The organism is Streptomyces dengpaensis (assembly GCF_002946835.1).
Classification (GTDB): Bacteria; Actinomycetota; Actinomycetes; order Streptomycetales; family Streptomycetaceae; genus Streptomyces; species Streptomyces dengpaensis.
In genome coordinates, this window is record NZ_CP026652.1 from 3,227,774 (window position 1) to 3,249,069 (window position 21,296).

The 21,296-nt window shown below is 70.2% G+C and carries 17 protein-coding genes; 6 read left to right on the forward strand and 11 right to left on the reverse strand.

Going from position 1 to position 21,296, the window contains the following annotated elements; all coding sequences use genetic code 11:
• Position 1: 1 nt before the first annotated feature.
• The 5 genes from C4B68_RS14670 to C4B68_RS14690 all read right to left on the reverse strand — a co-directional run bounded on the left by C4B68_RS14670 (position 2) and on the right by C4B68_RS14690 (position 8,757).
• On the reverse strand, positions 2-2,413 hold the full coding sequence (locus tag C4B68_RS14670; RefSeq protein ID WP_099499578.1) for a galactose oxidase early set domain-containing protein: 2,412 nt from the start codon (positions 2,411-2,413) through the stop codon (positions 2-4).
• The gene (locus C4B68_RS14675) at positions 2,410-3,612 is read right to left on the reverse strand and encodes a glycosyltransferase (RefSeq protein ID WP_099499577.1); all 1,203 of its coding nucleotides are present in this window, start codon (positions 3,610-3,612) and stop codon (positions 2,410-2,412) included. The genes C4B68_RS14670 and C4B68_RS14675 overlap by 4 nt, the downstream gene beginning before the upstream one ends.
• Entirely contained in the window at positions 3,609-5,249 is a 1,641-nt protein-coding gene (locus C4B68_RS14680) for an ArnT family glycosyltransferase (RefSeq protein WP_099499576.1), read from the reverse strand. Before C4B68_RS14680 ends, C4B68_RS14675 begins: the two co-directional genes overlap by 4 nt.
• Positions 5,246-6,508 (reverse strand): glycosyltransferase, encoded by a 1,263-nt coding sequence (locus C4B68_RS14685; RefSeq protein WP_099499999.1) that lies wholly within the window; start codon positions 6,506-6,508, stop codon positions 5,246-5,248. Before C4B68_RS14685 ends, C4B68_RS14680 begins: the two co-directional genes overlap by 4 nt.
• A 209-nt stretch (positions 6,509-6,717) precedes the next feature.
• The gene (locus tag C4B68_RS14690) at positions 6,718-8,757 is read right to left on the reverse strand and encodes a thioredoxin domain-containing protein (RefSeq protein WP_099499575.1); all 2,040 of its coding nucleotides are present in this window, start codon (positions 8,755-8,757) and stop codon (positions 6,718-6,720) included.
• A 166-nt stretch (positions 8,758-8,923) separates the two neighbouring features.
• Between C4B68_RS14690 and C4B68_RS14695 the strand changes: the two genes are divergently transcribed.
• Positions 8,924-12,145 carry a tetratricopeptide repeat protein gene (locus C4B68_RS14695; protein ID WP_099499574.1) on the forward strand — a complete coding sequence of 1,074 codons (3,222 nt, stop codon included), beginning with the start codon at positions 8,924-8,926 and terminating at the stop codon, positions 12,143-12,145.
• A gap of 345 nt (positions 12,146-12,490) precedes the next feature.
• Here the strand turns inward: C4B68_RS14695 and C4B68_RS14700 are convergent, their stop codons facing one another.
• Positions 12,491-12,769, reverse strand: coding sequence for a hypothetical protein (locus C4B68_RS14700; protein ID WP_373682181.1), 279 nt, complete (start codon positions 12,767-12,769; stop codon positions 12,491-12,493).
• A gap of 1 nt (position 12,770) precedes the next feature.
• Positions 12,771-13,631, reverse strand: coding sequence for a mycothiol conjugate amidase Mca (gene mca, locus C4B68_RS14705; protein ID WP_167459308.1), 861 nt, complete (start codon positions 13,629-13,631; stop codon positions 12,771-12,773).
• Between the two features lie 199 nt (positions 13,632-13,830).
• On the opposite strand from mca, the gene C4B68_RS14710 reads away from it, so the two are divergent.
• Positions 13,831-14,226, forward strand: a complete 396-nt coding sequence (locus C4B68_RS14710; protein WP_099499571.1) for a DUF4307 domain-containing protein — start codon at positions 13,831-13,833, stop codon at positions 14,224-14,226.
• A gap of 168 nt (positions 14,227-14,394) precedes the next feature.
• Complete coding sequence (greA, locus tag C4B68_RS14715) at positions 14,395-14,892, forward strand: transcription elongation factor GreA (RefSeq protein WP_099499570.1); 498 nt, start codon at positions 14,395-14,397, stop codon at positions 14,890-14,892.
• 64 nt (positions 14,893-14,956) lie between these two features.
• Here the strand turns inward: greA and C4B68_RS14720 are convergent, their stop codons facing one another.
• From C4B68_RS14720 to ilvA, 3 genes are all read right to left on the reverse strand, one after another.
• On the reverse strand, positions 14,957-15,814 hold the full coding sequence (locus tag C4B68_RS14720; RefSeq protein ID WP_099499569.1) for an ABC transporter permease: 858 nt from the start codon (positions 15,812-15,814) through the stop codon (positions 14,957-14,959).
• A complete protein-coding gene (locus C4B68_RS14725) occupies positions 15,811-16,821 on the reverse strand; it encodes an ATP-binding cassette domain-containing protein (protein WP_099499568.1) in 1,011 nt (336 codons plus the stop codon). The genes C4B68_RS14720 and C4B68_RS14725 overlap by 4 nt, the downstream gene beginning before the upstream one ends.
• A 248-nt stretch (positions 16,822-17,069) precedes the next feature.
• Positions 17,070-18,299: a threonine ammonia-lyase gene (gene ilvA, locus C4B68_RS14730; RefSeq protein ID WP_099499998.1), complete on the reverse strand. Its 1,230-nt coding sequence runs from the start codon at positions 18,297-18,299 to the stop codon at positions 17,070-17,072.
• A 164-nt stretch (positions 18,300-18,463) separates the two neighbouring features.
• Here ilvA and C4B68_RS14735 point away from each other — a divergent pair, with 164 nt between their 5' ends.
• The 3 genes from C4B68_RS14735 to C4B68_RS14745 all read left to right on the forward strand — a co-directional run bounded on the left by C4B68_RS14735 (position 18,464) and on the right by C4B68_RS14745 (position 19,981).
• Positions 18,464-18,970, forward strand: a complete 507-nt coding sequence (locus tag C4B68_RS14735) for a MarR family winged helix-turn-helix transcriptional regulator (RefSeq protein ID WP_180289189.1) — start codon at positions 18,464-18,466, stop codon at positions 18,968-18,970.
• A gap of 271 nt (positions 18,971-19,241) precedes the next feature.
• Positions 19,242-19,736 carry a sigma factor-like helix-turn-helix DNA-binding protein gene (locus tag C4B68_RS14740; RefSeq protein ID WP_099499567.1) on the forward strand — a complete coding sequence of 165 codons (495 nt, stop codon included), beginning with the start codon at positions 19,242-19,244 and terminating at the stop codon, positions 19,734-19,736.
• Positions 19,733-19,981, forward strand: coding sequence for a hypothetical protein (locus tag C4B68_RS14745; protein ID WP_099499566.1), 249 nt, complete (start codon positions 19,733-19,735; stop codon positions 19,979-19,981). The genes C4B68_RS14740 and C4B68_RS14745 overlap by 4 nt, the downstream gene beginning before the upstream one ends.
• Positions 19,982-20,015: 34 nt before the next feature.
• Here C4B68_RS14745 and C4B68_RS14750 read toward each other — a convergent pair whose 3' ends face one another.
• Complete coding sequence (locus C4B68_RS14750) at positions 20,016-21,170, reverse strand: cystathionine gamma-synthase (protein WP_099499565.1); 1,155 nt, start codon at positions 21,168-21,170, stop codon at positions 20,016-20,018.
• Between the last annotated feature and the right edge of the window lie 126 nt (positions 21,171-21,296).

The following is a 21,296-nucleotide window of genomic DNA, read 5'->3' on the forward strand; positions in this document are numbered from 1 at the left end:
GCTAACGCCTCTTCACGTCCTGGGCACCGCAGGCGAGTCCATCCCTACTCGGGTCGAGCCCGAGCGGATCGTCCTTGCCGTTGACCTTCAGCCGCCCGTAGTCCTTCTCCTTCAGCCAGGCGCAGCGGCCGGCCGTCGTCTTCCGCACGCCGTCCGGGAAGACCGTCGGTACGCAGACGTTGATCGTGCCGTAGTGCCGGTCACAGCCGGAGAGGGTCGGGCTGACCTTCTGCGAGGCCCGCTTCTCGCCCGGCTTCGTGACGGTCCCCTCCAGGGAGTCGGCGAAGGAGTGGACGTGTGCGGACGCATCGGTCGCGCTGAGGGCCGTCGGGCCCTGGAGGTGGACCCACGTGGCCACCGACGGAACGCCGTTGGCGTCGACCGCGAAGAGCATGTACCAGCCGGGCGGGGCCAGGTTGGGGTTGCTCGTCACGTTCAGGTCGACGTTGTTGCCGTCCACCGACAGCGGCAGGTCCACGAACCGCTGGTTCGGGTCCGAGGAGTGCGTCACCGCGGCCGGGCGGATCAACTCGGCCTTGGCGATGGGCCGGTCGACGGTGATGCGCTGCGTGTCCCCGTACGTCCACTCGGTGTCGATCAACGAAGTGATCGTCGGGCGGGGGCCCTTGAGCAGGTAGGGCGGGGTGTAGATGGACACGTCGTGGTTCCAGGTGCCGTTGCCCGGGTTGTCGCCCGTCGTCATCACGCGGCCGTCGGGCAGCAGGAACGCGGACGAGTGGTAGCCGCGCTCCTCCGGGTCGGCGGTCACCGGGTCGAAGGTGTTCGTCGCCGGGTCGTAGATCGACGACTCGTAGACCGGGTTGGCGCGGTTGTTCAGGGCGCCGCCCGTCTCCAGGACCTTGCCGTCGGGCAGCAGGACGGCGGAGACGTATATCTTGCCCTGGCCGCCGGTCTGGGGCACCGGACCGTTGCCCAGGTCGACCGTGCCCTGCGGCAGAGGCGGCCCGGCGGCGTACGACGGGTCGGCCGCCTTGAGGTCGATGATGTCGGTCAGACGGTTGGCGTCCGGGTTGGAGTCGATGTTGCCGCCGCCGAGGGTGAGGACCTTCTGGTCCTGGGCCGGGGGCAGCAGCACACTGGCGGACTGGTCGCGTTCGTCCTTGTTCTGCAGCCCGGGAATCGCCGTCGTCGTGTTGGCGTCGTAGTCGTAGATCGCGGAGCCCGTGCCGGGGGTGCCGTTGCCGAAGACATGGCTGCCCGAGTAGAACAGGCGGCCGTCCTGCATCAAGATCATCGACGGGTACAGACCCCAGTACGACCAGGTCTGGTTGACCTTCCACGTCGGCAGCCACCGCTGCTCGGCGTCCGACCACAGCTCCGCCGTCACCGAGCCGGTCGAGTCCTCGCGCAGTCCGCCGAAGGAGATGACGTCGCCGTTGCCGAGCGCGGTCGCCGACGGGTACCAGTGGCCGTCGTTCATGTCGTTGGTCTTGCTGTACGTCTCGGTGGCCGGGTCGAAGACGTACGAGTCCTTGTAGCCCTCGTAGCCGTGCCCGCCTGCAACCGGGTACGCCTTGTTGCCGCTCATCACGAGAACGCGCCCGTCCTGGAGCTGGACGTGCCCCGCGCAGAACATGTCCTTCGGCGTGGGGATGACCTTGTAGGTGCCGTTGGCCGGGTCGTACACCGCCGAGGTGAACGTGCCCGCGTTGAACTGCTCCTCGCTGTTGCCGGAGCCCGCGATCAGCAGCACCTTGCCGTTGTTGAGGACGACGGAGTGCATGGAGCGGACCGGGTTCTGCGTGGGCAGGACGTCCCACTTGCCGTCGGCGCACTCCTCGGCGGTGCCCGTGCACACGGGGTCCGGGACGGGGTCGGCGACCTGTTCCATGGTGTAGTCGTCGGTCGTCGCCGAGCCCGTGCCGTACACCGAGACGCCCCAGGTGATCCGGTCGGTGCCCGCCGGGACCTCGGGGGTGCGGACCGTGGCCTGGGTCCAGCCGCCCGCCATGTCCAGGGTCTTGAGGTCGGTCCAGTACTGCCAGCCCCCCGTCGTGTCGTGCCGGAAGAGCGTGATGGACGCGTCGGGCGTCGTCGTCCTGTACCAGAGCCCGAGGTCGTACTGCTTGCCCGCGCTGACCACCGGCGCGCAGTCGGTGGACTCGGTGATCAGCGCCTTGCGGTCGCCGTCGACGCGGCGGGTCAGCTCGACCTTCATGGCCCTGGAGCCGGAGTGGGCGTCGGCGACCGTGGAGAAGGTGAAGTCGTTGTCGCCCCAGCCGGACTTCTCCCAGCAGTACGGCATGTCGTCCGTGCCGGCTGTTTCGAAGCCGGGGTTCTTGACCCGGTTGGCGGCGGACGCGGGCTGCGGCGAGATCAGCAGCAGCCCGGCGGCGAGGCCCGCCACGGCCAGCAGTGAGGTTCTCCGTCTGGGGCGTGCCGGATATGTCATGCGGCTCTCCTTGCTGTGCGGCTCGCGCGCCCGGGCTTGCTGCTGCGGCGCGGCAGATAGACCAGCGCCTCGGTCCCCGCGAAGCGCAGGACGAAGGTCGTCACCAGGGCCAGTGCGGTGGCGGTGAGCGCGCTCATCCCGAAGCGGCCGACGAAGAGCGCGATCAGCGGGATGCGCAGCATCAGATCGGCGTTGGCGAGCAGCGCGAACCGGCCGACGCGGTCCCACCAGCTGCGGTGCTTGCGGCGCTCGCGGAAGAGCAGATGCTCGATGAGCAGGAAGTTCCAGGCCACCCCGAGCTGGTTGGCGAGGATCTCGGCCGGTACGTAGTGCATGCCGGCGGCGGTGAGCGCGTACAGGCCGAGCAGGTTCGGTACGAAGCCGGTGGCGCCGATCAGTCCGAAGACCGCCATGCGCGCGACCGGCGAGGCGGTGCGCAGCCCGACGAGGTGGCGCAGGAACCGGAAGCCCTCCCGCGCGGTCGACTTGGATTCGCCCGCGAACCGGTCCTGGAAGACGAAGGGCACCTCGGTGACCTGGCGGGGGCGGCTGCGTACGGCGAGTTCGAGGAGGATCTTGTAGCCGAGCGGCTGGAGGATCTCCGCGGTGACCGCGCTGCGCCGGATGGCGAAGAAGCCGCTCATCGGGTCGCTGATGCCGCGCAGTGTGCGCGGGAAGAGCGTCTTGGTCAGCCAGGTCGCGCTGCGCGAGACGGCGATGCGGTAGCCGCCCGCGAGTCCGGCGCGGCTGCCGCCCTTGATGTAGCGGCTGGCGACAACGAGCCCGGCGTTCGCGCGCTCGCCGGACGCGACCAGCTCCGGTACCAGGGACGGCGGATGCTGGCAGTCTCCGTCCATGACGACGATCCAGTCCGAGGTCGCCGCCTTCAGCCCTTCGACGACCGCGCCGCCGAGCCCGCCGGCCGGCTCCTTGCGGTGCAGGACGGTGACCGGGAAGGGGCAGTCCTGCGCCGCCTCGTGGATCACGTCGGGCGTGTCGTCCGTGGAGTCGTCGACGAAGACGACCTCGCAGGGCAGCCGGGCCGGCACCGATGCGGTGATCTGGTGCAGCAGCTCGCTGATGTTCGCGGACTCGTTGAAGGTCGGTACGACGATGGTGACGGCGCCGGGTTCGGGAAGCTCGGCCGCGTGTGCGACCGGGTCGCCCAGCTCGTCGGGGACGGTGGACTCGTGGCTCATCGGGAGCCTCCCGCACTCTGGATCTGCCGGATCTCGATCCGGTCGGCGCCCTTGCCGAAGGTGGCGACCGGCGTCGAGTGCTCGATCGCGGCCTTGACGTTGGGCAGGTCGACCGCGTCGCGCCGTACGGTCGGGGAGGCGACGACATAGTCGAGGTCGCGCCAGCCGCGCGGCATCGTCCTGCTCAACGCGGGGTCGAGGTCCGCCTTGTAGAACCAGATGACGCCGAGCCCGGGCTCGTAGCCGTGGTGGACGAGGTCGAGCCACAGCGCGTCGTCGACCAGGACCCGCGTGTCCTGCGGGTCCTTCACCTCGGTCTTCAGCCAGGAAGAGGCCGCCCGGTAGGGGGCGTTGGCGTCGGTGGTCATGGCGGTGCGGTCGCCGTCGTACCAGCGCGGCACGACATAGGCGCCGGCGGCCACCACGAGTACGGCCGCCAGCCCGCGGCGCCCCCAGGTGACGTACGTCTTCTCCTCCTCGCCGCGCCACCTGCGCAGCACCGCGTGCACGACGCTCGCGGTGCCTCCGGCTAGGACGAGCGCGAGGAACGGCAGGGCCTGGATGACGTACATCGCGGGCAGGTAGCCGCTCGGGCGCAGGGCCACCAGGGCGAGGATCGCCACGGTGAGCGCGGGTCCGGCCAGGGCGCGCGCGGTCATCGACCAGCGCCAGGTGACCAGGAGCAGCAGGGCGCCCGCGAGGCCGCCGAGGGGCAGCACGCGGTCGTAGTACAGCCAGGACTGGAGGACGCCGTACGAGCCGGTGCCCTGGTCGAGGATGAACCCGGAGCCGGGGCGGCTCATCTGGTACTTGATGCCGTCCCAGAGCGAGACATGTCCCGAGCCCGGGAGCATCTCGCCCTTGAGCAGGGCGAAGAGCGGGTACGCGAGGCCGATCAGCGCGCAGGCGGTGACGGCTCCGGTGAGCGCGAACTTGCGGGTGTCGCGGTGGCTGTGCCGCCACATGGTGACGAACAGCGCGGGCAGGACAACGAGCATCGTCTCCTTGGTGAGCACGGCGGCGGCGGCCGCGATGCCCGCCCCGAAGTGGTGCCAGAGGTGGCGGCTCGGGGACGCGGCCAGGCAGAACGCGAGCAGCGTCCACATCACCGCGATGTTGTCGAGGAAGATCTCGCGCTGGAGCACGACCGACAGCGGGGAGAGCCCGAAGAGCACCATCGCGAGCCCGGCCGCCCACCGCGGCAGCGAGAGACGGCGCGCGAGGACGTACACGAGGACCGCGCTGACGGCGCTGATCACCAGCATCGCGGCGCGCATCGCGCCGACGGTCATCAGCTCCGGGCTGAGCTGGGCCGGGATCCAGGTCAGGACGGCTATCTGGATCCAGCCGAGCGGCGGGTGGTCGTACCAGTACGTGTAGTGGGCCAGGCCCCTGCCCTCCTGGACGGCCCAGGCCTGGGCGAGGTAGGTGCCCTCGTCGTCGCTGAGGGCCGGGTAGGCGGCGATGTTCCAGCCCTGGACGACGATGATCGCCGCGAGGAGCACTGCGCACAGGATCAGATCGGAGCGGGAGCTGCGAAAACCCAGGACCGGATGGGCGTTGGGGACGATTTTGGGCGCACGAGGCCGCTGCGCGGGGACCGTGGGTGTGGTCGCCGCGTCAAGAGTGGAGGTCACGCAGGAACGTCCTCTCGGATCACTTCGGTGAGATGCGCGCCGACATGACTGGTCAACTCCCAGTCGGTGCGGCCCCGTTGCTCGCGCCAGACGGCGCGCACGGCGGCGCCCGCAAGGAGCACCTGGTAGAAGGGACCGCCCACGATGAGCTTCAGATAGTGGACGAAGCGGACGCGCAGCCCGTACTGCTTGCCGAAGTCGTGGAGTCCGACGACCTCGAAGACGAAGGTGACGAACGCCGTGACGGCCGGCAGGAAGGTGATGAAGGCGATGCCGACCGGTACGTCGAGGAAGAACGCGATCGCCGCGTTCAGCGGGATGATGACGCCGGTGAAGGCCTGCATGAACGGCGTCATGAGGGTGTAGCGGGCGAGCAACCGCTGGCCGAAGCCCGGGAGTTGCCTCCAGTCCTTCTTCCGGTACACCTGGAGGAAGCCCTGGTTCCAGCGGGTGCGCTGCTTCAGCAGCGACATCAGCGAGCCCGGGGTCTCCTCCTTGGTCACCATGTCGGAGTCGTAGGCGACGACGACCTTCTTGCCCACGCTGGAGAGCCTGACGCCCAGGTCGCAGTCTTCCGCGAGGCAGTCGGGGTCCCAGCCGTCGGCTTCCTTGAGTACGTCCGTCCGTACGAAGACGGTGTTGCCGCCGAGCGGAATGAACCCCTTCTGCGCGTGCAGATGGAGCCGGGAGCGGAACCAGAAGAAGTACTCCAGGCAGTTGCGCAGGCTGTACCAGCTGGAGTGGAAGTTGATGAGCTGCACGCCGCCCTGGACGACGTCCGCGCCCGTCGTGCGGAACGCGTGATCCACGTGGGCGAGCAGCTCCGGGTGGACCTGGTCCTCGGCGTCGAAGACTCCGACGACGTCGCCGCGGCAGTGCGGCAGCGCCGTGTTCATGGCCTTCGGCTTGTTCTTCTTGTCGTGGTGGTCGACGACGACGCGGACGCGCGCGTCGCGCTCCGCGGCACCGCGCGCCACGTCGGTGGTCTCCGGATCGTCGTGCCCGACGATCACGATGATCTCGAAGTCGGTGTGACTGGATTCCAGCAGCCGCTGGATCGTGTGGTCGAGCACGGTCTGCTCGTGCCGCGCGGGCAGCAGCAGCGAGAAGGACAGACTCTCACCGCCGTCCGGACTGCTGAACCGGGTGGAGGCGAGCACTTCGGGCGTACGCCACGCGTGCATCTGCCACCACAGTGTGAAGGCTGCCATCCAGAAGAGCGCCAGAGAAACGGCAGCAATGAAGACAGACGTGACCAACAGATCCCCCCAGATCCCCAAAACCCCTGTCGCGACAGGGGGTCACTGTGAGTCTCAGTGAGTCACACCTGTCGCGCCGCCGTGCAGACACTAAGGGGGAACTGTGAAGCCTATGAGTTATTCAGATAAATAGAGTGTTTCGGCACTCTGGGTTGAAGAAAGGGATGTATCGGTTTACGCCGGAGGTTTCTGGTCCACGGGTGACGGTTTCAGACGGCGTTCACGCTGCCCACCGCGTCCTTGAGGCGCTGGACATCGGATGTCGGGGCGTCACACGTGAAGTTGCGGCACACGTACGCGGTCGGCTGATCGTCGGCCAGAGGCCGGCCGGAAAGCAGCGGCAGCTCGTCACTCCCGGGCGTGCCCACGGCGACGACGGCTCCCGGGGCGGTGCTCAGCAGGGCGGTGCGGTGCAGGGCCCGGGTGGCCGGATCGCCGGCCGGGCCCACGACCGCGATCTCGCGCGGCCCGTCGAGCAGCGCCTCGGCCACCGCCAGCCCCCACCCGATGAAGCGGGGCGCACGCGGACCGAGCGCCTTCACCACGCCCAACGCCCGCTCGGCGGCGGCGCGATGGGGCTCGGCGCCGGTCTGCGCCGCGTACGACAGCAGCGCACCGGCCGCCGCGCTCCACCCGGACGGCGTGGCGTTGTCGGTCGGATCCTGCGGACGGCGGATGAGCCGCTCGGCATCGGCCGCCGTGTCGTACAGCGCACCGGACTCGGCGTCCGCGAACTGGACGATCACGTGGTCGAGCAGGAACCCGGCGAATTCGAGCCAGACCCCTTCCCCGGTGACGGACGCGAGCGCGAGGAAGCCTTCGGCGACATCCGCGTAGTCCTCCAGTACACCCGCGTTCGCGCCGACGTGGCCGTCCTTGCTGGTACGGGACAACCGCGCGCGATCGTCCATGTGCAGACGTACGAGGAGGTCGGCGGCGCCGATCGCGGCGTCCACGAGGTCGGGCCGGTCGAAGTAGGCGCCGGTCTCCGCGAGGGCGGCGATGGCGAGCCCGTTCCAGGCGGCGACCACCTTGTCGTCGCGGCCGGGGGCGGGGCGTCCGGCGCGTGCGGCGAGGAGCCGCTCGCGGATGGAGGCGATCTTCTCGGCGTCGAAGACGCCGTCGCGCTGAGGGAGTTGCAGGACCGACTGCCCGTGCTCGAAGGTGCCCTCCTCGGTCACCCCGAAGTAGTGGGCGGCGAGTTCGGCGTCGTCGCCGAGGACGTCATGCAGCTGCCGCGGGGTCCACACGTAGTACGCGCCCTCGACATGCCGCCCGCTCCCGTCGTCACTGTCGGCGTCGAGCGCGGAGGCGAACCCGCCCTCCTCGGTGCGGAGTTCGCGCGCCAGGAAGTCGGCGGTCTCGAGGGCGACGCGGCGGGCGAGCTCGGACCCGGTGGCCCGCCAGAGGTGGGCGAACACGCGGCAGAGCAGGGCATTGTCGTACAGCATCTTCTCGAAGTGGGGCACGACCCACTCGCGGTCGACGGAGTACCGGGCGAAGCCCCCGCCGAGCTGGTCGTAGATGCCACCGCGCGCCATGCGCTCGCAGGTGTCGGCGGCCATCTGCAGCGCACCCTCGGAACCGGTCCGCGCATGATGCCGCAGCAGGAATTCAAGGACCATGGACGGCGGGAACTTGGGCGCCCCACCGAATCCGCCCCGCGTCGCGTCGTACTCCCGGGTGAGCCCGAGCAGCGCGCGGGCCAGCTCCTCCTCGCCGGGCGCCTGGCTGTCCCCGACGCCCAGCTCCCGCCCGGCCAGATCCCGCGTGATCTTCCCCGCCACGTCGGTGACCTCGTCCCGCCGGTCGGTCCAGGCGTTGTGCACACCCTCCAGCACCTGCAGGAAGGAGGGCATGCCGTGACGGGGCTCGGGCGGGAAGTAGGTGCCGAAGTAGAAGGGCTCGGCGTCCGGCGTGAGGAACACGGTCATGGGCCAGCCGCCCTGCCCGGTCGCCGCCTGCACGGCCTCCATGTACACAGCGTCGACGTCCGGGCGCTCCTCGCGGTCGACCTTGATGCTGACGAAGTGATCGTTCATGTAGGCGGCCGTCGCCTCGCCCTCGAACGACTCGTGGGCCATCACATGGCACCAGTGACAGCTGCTGTAGCCGACGCTCAGCAGGACCGGCTTGTCGCTCTTGCGGGCCTCGTCGAAGGCCTCGGCCGACCAGGGCCACCAGTCGACGGGGTTGTCGGCGTGCTGGAGGAGGTAGGGGGACGTCTCATGGGCCAGTCGGTTCGGCATACGTCCATCCTGCCGCAGTACCCGGCACCTCACCCGTCAGGCATGTCCGGCAGGGCCCCGGCGAACGATCGCCGGCCCATGCGAATGATCGCCGGTCCTCTCGCCTTCACGTGCGGAACGAAGGACACTCGTCTGCAAAGGAGTTGCTGACGGAGGGGGACGTCACATGCGGGACAGCCATCGGGCGGAGGCCGAGGGGCTGTTGGCCCGGGCCGTGGAGGAAGAGGCACGGCGGACGGGTGGGCGGATCGACGAGGGTGTGCTGCTGTCGCGGGCGCGGGCCGCGCTGGACGCGATGGCGCAGACCGCCGCCGAGGAGTACGCGGCGTACACGCGGGCACTCGACGAGGCGGAGGCGGGACGGCTGACGTTCGGGCAGCGGTATGCCCGGCAGGGCGGCGGAACGCCCTTACTGGTGACGGCTGTTGCAGCCGTCGCCGCCGTGGTCGCGGACCTGGCGTTCGGTACGGACACGGGGACGGCGATCGGCGCGGGCGCCACGGTGGCGGTGGCGGGCGCCGCGGCCACCGTGCTCAAGGTGACCGCCGCGCATGTGCCGGCCGCGAGCCGCCGGGCCGGCGCCCTGGGGCAGCCCGGCGGCCCGGAGCAGCTGCGCCTGCAGTGGCTGACGGCCCTGGACGTACGGGGCATCCGTCCCTTCCTCGACCAGCAGCGGGTGCTCAGCGCCTCCACGGGCGCGAAGCAGGGCGCGCCCCAGTTGCGGCGCACCGACAAGAGCGCGGCCGCGCGGCGGCGCAGCGTCCTGGAGCAGTCGTTCGGTCAACTGCCCGAGCCGGACGGCCCGTTCGCGGGACGCCGCACCGAGATGGCACGCGTCGCGCAGTGGGTGCACGCGGCGCGCGCGAGCACGGAGACGAAGCCGACGGTGGTCGTGCTGTACGGCGCGCCCGGCTCCGGCCGCAGCACTCTCGCCGTCCGGGTGGCGCACGACCTCAGGGACCAGTTCCGGGGCGCGTGCGTGGTGGACCTGCGCGGGGACAGCCCGGACGACCCGCCGCTGACCACCCGCGACGCGCTGCTCCACCTGCTGAACCGGCTCGGCGCACCGCGCGAACAGCTCCTCTTCCGCGAGCGTTCCTCACAGGACCAGCAGGTCAGGAGGCTGGGCGAGCTGTACCACCAGCATCTGACGGGTCTGGCGGTGACGATCGTCCTGGACGACGCGAGCGACGCCGAGCAGGTGCGCACCCTGATCCCCGAGCGCTCGGAGAGCCTGGTCCTGGTCACCGCCCGCCGGCCGCTCGACCTGCCCGCCGACCTCCCCGCCTGGGTGCACCAGCTGCCCGTCGAGGCGCTGGACGCGGCGGGCGCCGAGGAGCTGCTGAACGCGACAGCGCAGGACGCCTCGGGCCCGTACGACGCCGAATCCGCCGACCGGGTACGGGAGTTGTGCGGCGGCCTGCCGCTGGCCCTGCGCATCGCGGGTTCCTCCCTCGGCCCCCGCACACCGCGCCTGCTGGCCTCCGACCTGGCGGCATACGGCCCCGTGGAACCGGTCGAGCGCGTGCTGTGGCTGCGCTATACGGACCAGTCCGACATGGCGCGCCGGCTCCTGCGCCGTCTGGCCCTGGCGGGCCGAGCCTCCCTCGGCGCGGCCGCGGCGGCGTCCCTGCTGGCCACGGACGAGCCCGAGGCGGGCCGCCATCTGACCGCGCTCTGGCAGGCGGGCCTGATCGACCACGTCCGCGGCAGCCGCTACCGGCTGCACGACCTCGTACGGGCCTTCGCGGGCGCCCGCCTCCTCGACGAGGAGGAGCCGTCCGAGCGTACGGCGGCGCAGGAGCGTCTGATCGTGAACTACGCGGAGCTCGCCGACTCGGTGATCCGCCTGGTCGACGGCAAGACGTCCACGCGAGCGGACACCGCTTTTCATTCGAGCACCGTGGGCCCGCACGGATTCACCTCGCTCGACGCGGCTCTGCGCTGGCTGGACGACGAGTCGAGCTTCATCACGGCGGCCCTGCGCCACGCGGAGGGCGTGAACCAGGCGGCGGTCCTGAACCTGCTGGGCGCCCTGTGCGACTACTGCCTGCTCCGCGGAGACCTCTACCGCCTGGGCGAGATCAGCGAGCTGACGCAGGCCGTGGACCAGGGTCTGCTGGTCCGCTCGGTCCAGTGGCGTACGGGCATCGCGGCCCGCCAGCTCGGTGAGCTGGACAAGGCGCGCACGACCCTGACCTCCGTCGTGGACCTGTACTTCGAGGCCCATCACGACGCGGGCGCGGCCAGGGCGCTCTGTTCCCTCGGCATCACCCTCCACCACCAGGGCAACCTCACCGAGGCGGCGGCCAAGCTCCAGGAGGCCATGGACCTCCAGGCCTCCCCCGGCCTGGCGGCCGACCGCGCCTGGACGATGCACGCGCTCGCGGCGGTGGAGCGCGACCGCTCCCGCCTGGCCCAGGCCCTGGACCTGCTCACCCAGGCCCTGGTCCTGCACCGCGAGAGCGGGTCCGTGCACGGCGAGGCGTGGGCCCACTTCCAGCTCGGCCAGCTGGGCCTGCGCATGGGCGACGTACCGCGCGCGGAACGGGAACTGCGCGAGGCCCTCGACCTGTACGGCCGCACCCGCGACGCCCGCGGCGAGGCCTGGGCCCTCACCCAGCTGGCCCGCGCCCGCCTCGTCGACGGCGACCCGTCCACCGCGGTCGCGGGGCTGCGCCAGGCGGCCTCCCGGCACCGCGAGAACGAGGACGCGCGGGGCGAGGCGTGGACGATCTACTACCTGGGCCAGGCCCTGGAGGAGGGCGGCAACCTGGACTCGGCGGTCCGCGAACTGGAGCGCTCGCGCACGATGTTCTCCCGCATGCGCGACGTCTACGGCCTCGCCTGTGCCCGTCACCACTCGGCCCGCGTCACCCGCGACCAGCGTGCCGCCCAGACCGGCTCGCTGCGCAACTCCGGCTTCGCCCGCCAGCTCCTGGTCGACGCCCGCGCCGACTTCCAGCGCATCGGCGTGGCCCACGGCGAGGCCTGGACCTGCCTGGAACTTGCGGTGGTGGACGCGGGAAACGCCCGTACACAGCAGGCGCTGGCGCTGTGCGACGAAGCGATCGGCCTCTTCACGTCGTACGGCGACCGCCGCGGCGAGGACTGGGCGCGCTTCCTTCGCTGCACCCTGCTCCCGTACGCGGCCCCGGGCGGCTACGAGGTCGGCGCCGCCGTCGCCCAGGAGGAACTGACCCAACTCTCCCGCACCGGCCACCCGTCCCGCGACGCCAAGCTGGACGACTACATCGAGGCGTACCAGCTGCTGCTGGAGCGAGGAGTCGACCTGGACGCCGGCTGGCAGGCCTGGCGCCTGGGAATGGTGCCGGGGCGGTATGCACGGGACGTGATGGGGGTGGCGGTGGCTTCGGCCAACTCCTAGCCCGCTCTCAGCCCCGGCCGGCAAAATTTCAGCCCCGGCCGGCGAAGTTCAGCCCCTCCGGCGTTTGAGGAGCGGGGGTTTGGAGGCGGAGCCCCCAAGTGACAATGGGGGTCCCCCCGCTCTGGGGGTACCTCCCAGGCCCTTAAGGCACTGGGGGAGAAGCCGAGAGTGGGGGAGGGCAGGGGCGGCGGGGGCGAAAAGCCCTTTAACCCACCCAGCTTCGCCGGGGGGTCGACGCACACACGAGCGGCGCGGCGGGCGCGAACCCGCCCCGCCGCGCGCGCACTCCGCGCACCTGCCGCCACCCCTGGCGGACCAAGGTACGAGCCCCTCGGCAGGAGAAGCTCAGCCCTTCGAGGGCGAGGCCTTTCGACCGGAGGCGGGCCCGGAGGCCGCCCCGGCCCCGGAGTCGCGACTCACCGTGCCGGAGGCCACCGCATCCGCCTCCGGCTCCTCCTCAAAGGCAACCTTGCCCATGTGCCGGTTCATCGACTTCATGAGACCCCAGACGGCCAGGGCCATCACCGCGAAAACGATGAAGCCGAGGACACCGGGAGTGACCTTGTTCTCGTCGAGCTCCTTGGCAAGAGGGACGAGCTGTGTCAGTGCGAGGCTTGCGCTCATGTCAGGCATTGTCGCGGATGCCCGCGAAGAGGTCGTCCTCGGGGAGGGAGGTATCGACGAGAGACCTGGCGAGCTCGTACTCCTCGGTCGGCCAGACCTCCTTCTGGATCTCCATGGGGACCTTGAACCAGCCGCCGTCGGGGTCGATCTGCGTGGCGTGCGCGATCAGCGCCTTGTCACGCACCTCGAAGAACTCGGCACACGGAACGTGCGTGGTCAGCGTGCGCTCCACGCGCTCGAACTCCGACCACCGCTTCAGCCACTCCCCGTACGGCGACTCCAGGCCGCGGTCGAGAAGGGCGCGGTGAAGCGCTTCGGTCCGCGGGCGGTTGAAGCCCTGGTTGTAGTAGAGCTTCTGCGGCTGGTACGCCGGGCCGAACTCCGACTCCGGGTACTTCTCGTGGTCCGCCGCGCCCTCGAACGCCACCATCGAGATCTTGTGGGTCATGATGTGGTCGGGGTGCGGGTAACCGCCGTTCTCGTCGTAGGTGGTGATCACCTGCGGGCGGAAGGAGCGGATCTGGCGGACCAGTTCACCGGCCGCCTTGTCGACGTCCTCCAGGGCGAAACAGCCCTCGGGCAGCGGCGGCAGCGGGTCGCCCTCGGGCAGACCCGAGTCGACGAAGCCGAGCCACTCCTGCTTGACGCCGAGGATCTCGCGGGCCTCGTCCATCTCCTTCTTGCGTACCTCGTGGATGTTCTCCTCGATGTACCTGTCGCCCTGAAGCTTCGGATTGAGGATGGAGCCGCGCTCCCCGCCCGTGCAGGTCACGACCAGCACGTCCACCCCCTCGGACACGTACTTCGCCATCGTGGCGGCGCCCTTGCTCGACTCGTCGTCGGGGTGGGCATGCACGGCCATCAGTCGCAGCTGGTCAGTCAAGACTCAATCCTCAGTAAGTCGGCCAGTCGGTGGGTCGGCCGGCCCATTCGGCCGGCCGGCCGGTCGGCAAGTCGGTGCCCGGCGTGAATCTGCGTCCTGGGCGGCTTCTATAGTGACGGAATCGGGGGGGGAATAATTCCGGGGCCCCAACCCCGTGGGCCCCGTGGAGAGGACGATCATGAGTACGGTGCAGGTGCCCGAGGGCCGGTACGGCCGCTCCGCGGACGAGCGCGCCGACCGCACACTCAAGATCATCGGCGGTGTGCTGGGCGTCGCCCTGCTCGTCCTGATCGGCTGGTTCGCGTCCCACTACGTCGGCGGCAGCAAGATCAGCGCCGAGGTGATCACCTTCAAGGCGACCTCGGACAGCGCGGTCGAGGTACATCTGGAGGTACGCAAGGACGCAGACGTCCACGGCTACTGCACCCTGCGCTCGCAGGGTGCCGACGGCAGCGAAGTGGGCCGCGCGGACTTCCGTTTCGAGCAGAACTCGTCGCGCGTCGACCAGGTGGTTACGCTGCGTACGACGGCCCGTGGTGGCTCAGCGGAGCTGCTCGGCTGCCACGCCGAGTGATGTCACCCCCGGTAGCTACCGGCTGACCTGCATAGACGTCATTCTGATGTCTTATGTCCTCCCCTTCGGGCCACTGAATTGTTAGGCTCGTGGTTTCGCCCACCCGTGAAGGAACATTCTTCTGGGTAGGGCGATGCTTTGTATTCCCAGTACCTACGAGGAGCACCTGTGACCCAGACCAGCGAGAACGTCACCTGGCTGACCCAGGAGGCGTACAGCCAGCTCAGGGCCGAGCTGGAGTACCTGTCTGGTCCTGCGCGCACGGAGATCGCCGCCAAGATCGCGGCCGCGCGCGAGGAGGGCGACCTGCGCGAGAACGGCGGGTACCACGCGGCCAAGGAGGAGCAGGGCAAGCAGGAGCTCCGTGTGCGCCAGCTGACCCAGCTTCTGGAGAACGCCAAGGTCGGCGAGGCTCCCGCGGCGGACGGTGTGGTCGCGCCGGGCATGGTCGTCACCATCGCCTTCGACGGCGACGAGGACGACACTCTGGAGTTCCTGCTGGCTTCCCGCGAGTACGCGAGCTCCGACATCGAGACGTACTCGCCGCAGTCCCCGCTGGGCTCCGGCGTGAACGGCAAGAAGGTCGGCGAGGACGCCCAGTACGAGCTGCCGAACGGCAAGTTCGCCTCGGTGAAGATCCTCAAGGCCGAGCCGTACCAGGGCTGAGCCCAGGACCAGCGACTACGGTGATGCCCCCGGCCGCGCGGCCGGGGGCATCGTCATGCCCAGATCACGCCGTGGCAGATCGGTACTTGCGCACCGCCAGCGTCCTGAATATCGCGATGATCAGGACCGAGTAGATCACCGAGGCCACGATCGGGTGCTGCATGGGCCAGGCGTCCGACGTGGACACCCCCGGGTTGCCGAAGAGCTCGCGGCTGGCCTGCACGATCGCGCTGAACGGGTTCCAGTCCGCGATGTGCCGCAGCCAGGGCGTCATGTTGCTGGAGTCCACGAACGCGTTCGAGATGAACGTGACCGGGAAGAGCCAGATCAGACCACCGGACGTGGCCGCCTCGGGCGTGCGCACGGAGAGGCCGATCAGCGCGCCGATCCAGGTGAACGCGTACCCGGCCAGAAGCAGCAGTCCGAAGGCGCCGAGGACCTTGCCCGCGTTGGTGTCGCCGTGGGAGCCCACGCGCCAGCCGACCAGCAGGGCGACGATCGCGAGGACCAGCAGGGTCAGCGCGGTCTGGACGAGGTCGGCGAGCGTGCGCCCGGTCAGCACCGCGCCGCGCGCCATGGGCAGCGAGCGGAAGCGGTCGATGAGGCCCTTGTGCATGTCGTCGGCGATGCCCGCGCCGGCGCCCGCGGTCGCGAAGGTGACGGTCTGCGCGAAGATGCCGGCCATCAGGAAGTTGCGGTAGTCGGCGGGGCTGGTGCTGCCGCCGATCTGCATGGAGCCGCCGAAGACATAGCTGAACAGCACCACGAACATGATCGGCTGGATCAGTCCGAAAATCACCATCTCCGGGATCCGCGACATCCTGATCAGATTGCGCTTGGCGACGACCAGCGAGTCCCGGATGGACTGGCCGAAGGGGTTCGAGGGCGCCGCGACCTGCACGGCGTCGGTCACGGCACTCACTTTTCGGTCCCCTTCTTGCGCTTCTGGTCCTTGCTGTCCTGCACCGCTCCGTTGCCCTCTTCCCGCTCCTCGGCCGCATGGCCCGTGAGCGAGATGAAGACGTCGTCCAGGGTGGGGCGGCGCAGGCCGATGTCGTCGATCTCGATACCGTGGGTGTCCAGCTCGCGGATGACCTCCGCGAGGAGCTTCGCGCCGCCGGTGACGGGCACGGTGAGCTTGCGGGTGTGCTCCTCGACCGTGGCCTCGCCCTTGCCGAAGCCGCGCAGCACCTCCGCGGCCGTCGCTATGTGCTCGCGCTCGTGCACGACGACCTCGACGCGCTCGCCGCCGGTCTGCGCCTTGAGCTGGTCGGCGGTGCCGCGGGCGATGACGCGGCCGTGGTCGACCACACAGATGTCGTGCGCGAGGTGGTCGGCCTCTTCGAGGTACTGGGTGGTCAGCAGCAGCGTCGTACCGCCGGAGACCAGGTCCTTGATGACGTCCCACAGCGCCTGGCGGTTGCGCGGGTCGAGGCCGGTCGTCGGCTCGTCCATGAACATCACCGGGGGCGAGACGACCAGGGCGGCCGCCAGGTCGAGCCGGCGGCGCATACCGCCCGAGTACGTCTTGGCGGTGCGGTCGGCGGCGTCCGCGAGGTTGAACTGCTCCAGCAGCTCGTCCGCCCGGACCTTCGCCGCCTTCGCCTTCATCTGGTAGAGCTGGCCGACCATCTGCAGGTTCTCGCGGCCGGTCAGGTATTCGTCGACCGCGGCGAACTGTCCGGAAAGGCCGACCCTCCGCCGTACCTCGTCGGGGTGCTTGACCACGTCGACGCCCGCGACGACCGCCTTGCCGCTGTCGGGGCGCAGCAGGGTGGTCAGGCAGCGGACGGTGGTCGTCTTTCCCGCGCCGTTCGGCCCGAGCAGGCCCAGGACCGTGCCCTCCGGGACATCGAGATCGACGCCGTCCAGAGCCCTTACGTCACCGAAGGTCTTGACCAGACCTTCGGCATAGATGGCGCCTGGCATGTGAGTACTCCACGTCGTTGGGGACTTTCAGGAAATGAGCAGGTGCTTCTGCGGGTTCTCGCAGGTTTCGGCCGCCCACACGGGCGGCCGGATAACAGACAGAGACTGTAACGCGATGTATCGCGTTACTCAACCGGTTTTTCCACAGGAGACACAGGCCGTCCTGACTCGATCTTGACTCGGTTCAGAATCCCGTCCGGATCCCGTGCGGATCCGGTCCGGACGCGGTCCGGACGCGGTCCCTGACCTCAGTCGATGACCGTGTAGCCCGCCTCGCGCAGCGCCAGATTCACCTCGGCGCAGTGCTCGGGGCCCTTCGTCTCCAGGTGCAGCTCGACCTCCACCTCCGTGAGCCCGAGCCGAGGATCGGTCCGTACGTGACTCACATCGAGGACGTTAGCGTCTGCCACTGACAACACCCCGAGAAGTGTGGCCAGAGCGCCTGGGCGGTCGGTCAATCGCAGAGTGACCGCCAGGTAACGGCCACCTGCCGCCATGCCGTGGCGCAGGATGCGCTGCATCAGCAGTGGGTCCACGTTCCCGCCCGACAGCAGTGCCACGACCGGGCCCTCGAAGGCACCGGGCTCCCGCAGCAACGCCGCGACGGGGCTCGCGCCGGCCGGTTCAACGACCAGCTTGGCGCGCTCCAGGCAGAGCAGCAGGGCACTGGACAGATTGTTCTCGGAGACCGTGCGGACCTCGTCAACCAGCTCCTCGATGATCCCGAACGGCACGTCGCCCGGCCGCCCGACCCTGATGCCGTCGGCCATCGTCACCGGGTTCTCGACCGACACCGGACGCCCGGCCGCCAGCGAGAGCGGGTACGCCGCGGCGCCCTCCGCCTGCACACCGACGATCCGTACGTCCGGACGCAGCGACTTGACCGCGAGCGCGACGCCCGCGGCAAGGCCGCCACCGCCGATCCCGACGACGATCGTGCGCACCTCGGGGCACTGCTCCAGGATCTCCAGACCGACCGTGCCCTGGCCCGCGATGATGTCGGGGTGGTCGAAGGGGTGGATGAACACCGCGCCCGTCTCGGCCGCGTACTCCTGCGCGGCGGCCAGCGTCTCGTCCACCACCTGTCCGTGCAGCCTCACCTCGGCGCCGTAGTCGCGCGTGGCCGCGACCTTCGGCAGCGGGGCGCCGGTGGGCATGAAGACCGTGGACCGCACGCCGAGCAGCGAGGAGGCCAGGGCGACGCCCTGCGCGTGGTTCCCGGCGCTCGCGGCGACGACACCCGCGGCACGCTCCTCGGGAAGCAGCCCCGCGATGCGTACGTATGCGCCGCGCAGCTTGAACGAACCCGTGCGCTGAAGGTTCTCGCACTTGAAGTGGACCGGCGCTCCCACCAGCTGCGACAGATACCTGCTGCCCTCCATCGCGGTCACCCGCGCCACACCCGTGAGCATCTTCTGCGCGCCGCGTACGTCGTCGAGAGTCACGCTGGGAAAGGAGTCAGCCGTGCTGTAGCTCATGACCACCAGTCTCGCAGTTCACGCGGCCGCACTCCCGCCGTGACCACGCTCCGGGATCGGTTTGCGCAGCGCCGGTACGGCTAGCGCCCCGGCCGCGTAACCTGTCCCCCAACCCAGCTCCCCACGCATGAATTGAGCCCCCGGCCATGCCCACAACACCTGAAATGTCGATGGACATGACGATCTTCGGTGACACCGGTCTGCTCGACACGTTGCAGCACGAGGTCGCGGTGTTCGCGCGCCGTGCCGAGCAGACCCGGCTCGGCGGGGCGGGGCAGGTGCGCAACTCCATGGACCGTGCCGCGTACCTGCTGCTCAACCGCCTCGACAAGGAAGGCCCCATGGGCGTCAAGGCGCTGGCCGCGAGCATGGGCATCGACTCCTCGACGGTCACCCGGCAGGTGGCCCCGCTGGTCGACACCGGGCTCGTCAAGCGCACCTCGCACCCCGAGGACGGGCGGGCGGTGGTCCTCCAGCTGTCGCCGCGCGGACAGGCCCGCCTCAACGAAGTGCGCTCCTCCCGGCGCCAGTTGATGGCCGAGCTGACACACGACTGGACGCCGGAGGAGCGCGAGGCGTTCTGCACGCTCCTGACCCGCTTCAACGGCGCGCTCTCCGCCCGCCAGTCCGCCCAGGGCGTACCGGTGGCGGAGTCGGAGCCGGCTTCCTGAACCGCCGGGGGGCACGTCACCGTGTCCGGCATCTCCGTTGATCGAGTGTCCACGCGAGGTCCTTCTCGTATCCCCTCCCCACGCGCGCGTGCATGTGCTCCCCACGCGCGCGTGGAGGCGCTCCCTTCGCGCGCGTGCATGTGCGCCGAGCCCTTGACCGAGAGGCGGCGCCTGGCCTCATATGAGACCGGGTCCTCGTCGTACGTGGTGCGGCACGGCGTACGCGGCCGGGGCCCGTTTCCCTCAGGGTCGCCCTCAGGCGGGAGGCGCGGTGCGAGAACGGCATGCGTCCCAAGGCGCCCGCCGGGCCCGGGAGTTCGAGGCGTTCGTCGCGGGCGCGGCAGGGCGGCTGCTGCATGCCGCCACGCTGCTCACGGCGGAGCCCCCGGGCGCCAACCCGCGCGCGCGGCGCCTGCTGACGCTGGCCCTCGCCCACACGTACGCCTCCTGGGACCGGCTGCGCGGCGAGGACCCGTACGACCGGGCCCGCCAGCAGCTGGCCCTGCGCTTCGCGCGCGCGGCCTGGCACCAGTACGGGAGCTTCGGGCGCCTGCGCCCCTCCCCCGAGAACGTCCTGGCCCGGCTCACGCCCCAGGAGCGGCTGATTCTGGTCCTCAGGCTGTACGAGGGCGTCGCCGAGGAACAGACGGCGGCCCTGCTCGGGCTCCCCACGGAACGGGTGCGGGCGATCTGCGCCCGCGCCATGGCCACGCTGCTGCACCCGCCGCGGGGCCCGGCTCCGACGGTGGAGGTGGCCCCGTCATGAACCGGTCCGAGCGTGAGGCGGTCGTGCGGCGGATGCTGGAGCAGGCGCCGCCTCCGGTGCCGCCGGACCTGTACGCGGACGTCGTACGCCGCGGAGGGCGCATGCTGCGCCGAAGGACGGTGGCCCGGCGCCTGATGTGGCTGCTGCTGTTCGCGGCGGCCGTCGCCTTCGTCGTCTGGGCGTTGACGGCCCGCCCGTGGGTGGAGCCGCCGTCGGAGACGACTCCACCGCTGACGGGCTGGTGACCCTTTGCGGGTCTGCTGACCCTCGCGGGCCTGACTAGCCCAGGGCCTGCTGGAGGTCCTGGAGGAGGTCGTCGATGTTCTCGATGCCTACGGAGAGGCGTACGAGATCGGCGGGGACCTCGAGCGCCGAACCGGCCACCGAGGCGTGCGTCATCCGGCCCGGGTGCTCGATCAGGGACTCGACGCCGCCCAGGGACTCGCCGAGCGTGAACACCTTGGCGCGGTTGCAGACCTCGACGGCCGCCTCCTCGCCGCCCTCGACCTGGAAGGAGACCATGCCGCCGAACGCCTTCATCTGCTTGGCGGCGATCTCGTGACCGGGGTGCTCCGGGAGGCCCGGGTACAGGACGCGCGTCACGCGCGGGTGCCGGGTGAGCATCTCGGCGATCTTGCCGGCGTTCTCGCTGTGCCGGTCCATGCGCACGGAGAGGGTCTTGGTGCCGCGCAGCACCAGCCAGGAGTCGAAGGGCCCGGCGACCGCGCCCATCGCGTTCTGGTGGTAGGCCAGCTCCTCGCCCAGCTCCTGGTCGCTCACGATCAGGGCGCCGCCCACGACGTCCGAGTGGCCGCCCATGTACTTGGTCAGGGAGTGCACGACGACGTCCGCGCCGAGTGCGAGCGGCTGCTGGAGGTAGGGGGTCGCGAAGGTGTTGTCGACGACCAGCTTGGCGCCCGCCTCACGCGCGATCTGCGCGACCGCGGCGATGTCGGTGATGCCGAGGAGCGGGTTGGAGGGCGACTCCACCCAGACGGCCTTGGTCTTCGGGGTGAGGGCGGCTCGTACGGAGTCGAGGTCGCTCGTGTCGGCCACGGACCATTCCACGCCCCACCGGGAGACGACCTTCGCGAAGAGGCGGAACGTGCCGCCGTACGCGTCATTGGGGATGACCACGTGGTCGCCGGGGCTGAGCAGCGTACGCAACAGGCAGTCCTCGGCCGCCAGTCCGGACGCGAACGCGAGGCCGCGGCGGCCGCCCTCCAGGGCGGCGAGGTTCTCTTCCAGGGCGGTCCTGGTGGGGTTGGCGCTGCGGCTGTACTCGTAACCGCCGCGCAGGCCGCCGACGCCGTCCTGCTTGTAGGTCGAGACCTGGTAGATCGGCGGGACGACCGCGCCGGTGAGGGGATCGGCGGTGTTGCCCGCGTGGATCGCGAGGGTCTCGAAGTGTTGACTGATGTGCCTGTCGCTCATGGGTCCCGAGCGTAATGGGCGCGCGGGGCCGATGACGCCCGCGAGGCCTTGTAATGCCGCCCCGCGAGGGCTTGTGGCGCCGCCTCGCGAGGGTTTGCGGTGCCGTCCGCCGGAGCTTGTGGCACC

Excerpts from the sequence above, each read along its gene's own strand:
- ilvA (WP_099499998.1), bottom strand. The coding sequence starts at position 18,299 with ATGAGCTACAGCACGGCTGACTCCTTTCCCAGCGTGACTCTCGACGAC.
- C4B68_RS14725 (WP_099499568.1), bottom strand. The coding sequence starts at position 16,821 with ATGCCAGGCGCCATCTATGCCGAAGGTCTGGTCAAGACCTTCGGTGAC.
- C4B68_RS14675 (WP_099499577.1), bottom strand. The coding sequence starts at position 3,612 with ATGAGCCACGAGTCCACCGTCCCCGACGAGCTGGGCGACCCGGTCGCA.
- mca (WP_167459308.1), bottom strand. The coding sequence starts at position 13,631 with ATGGCCGTGCATGCCCACCCCGACGACGAGTCGAGCAAGGGCGCCGCC.
- C4B68_RS14735 (WP_180289189.1), top strand. The coding sequence starts at position 18,464 with ATGTCGATGGACATGACGATCTTCGGTGACACCGGTCTGCTCGACACG.
- C4B68_RS14695 (WP_099499574.1), top strand. The coding sequence starts at position 8,924 with ATGCGGGACAGCCATCGGGCGGAGGCCGAGGGGCTGTTGGCCCGGGCC.
- C4B68_RS14710 (WP_099499571.1), top strand. The coding sequence starts at position 13,831 with ATGAGTACGGTGCAGGTGCCCGAGGGCCGGTACGGCCGCTCCGCGGAC.
- C4B68_RS14670 (WP_099499578.1), bottom strand. The coding sequence starts at position 2,413 with ATGACATATCCGGCACGCCCCAGACGGAGAACCTCACTGCTGGCCGTG.
- C4B68_RS14745 (WP_099499566.1), top strand. The coding sequence starts at position 19,733 with ATGAACCGGTCCGAGCGTGAGGCGGTCGTGCGGCGGATGCTGGAGCAG.
- C4B68_RS14690 (WP_099499575.1), bottom strand. The coding sequence starts at position 8,757 with ATGCCGAACCGACTGGCCCATGAGACGTCCCCCTACCTCCTCCAGCAC.
- C4B68_RS14750 (WP_099499565.1), bottom strand. The coding sequence starts at position 21,170 with ATGAGCGACAGGCACATCAGTCAACACTTCGAGACCCTCGCGATCCAC.
- C4B68_RS14700 (WP_373682181.1), bottom strand. The coding sequence starts at position 12,769 with ATGAGCGCAAGCCTCGCACTGACACAGCTCGTCCCTCTTGCCAAGGAG.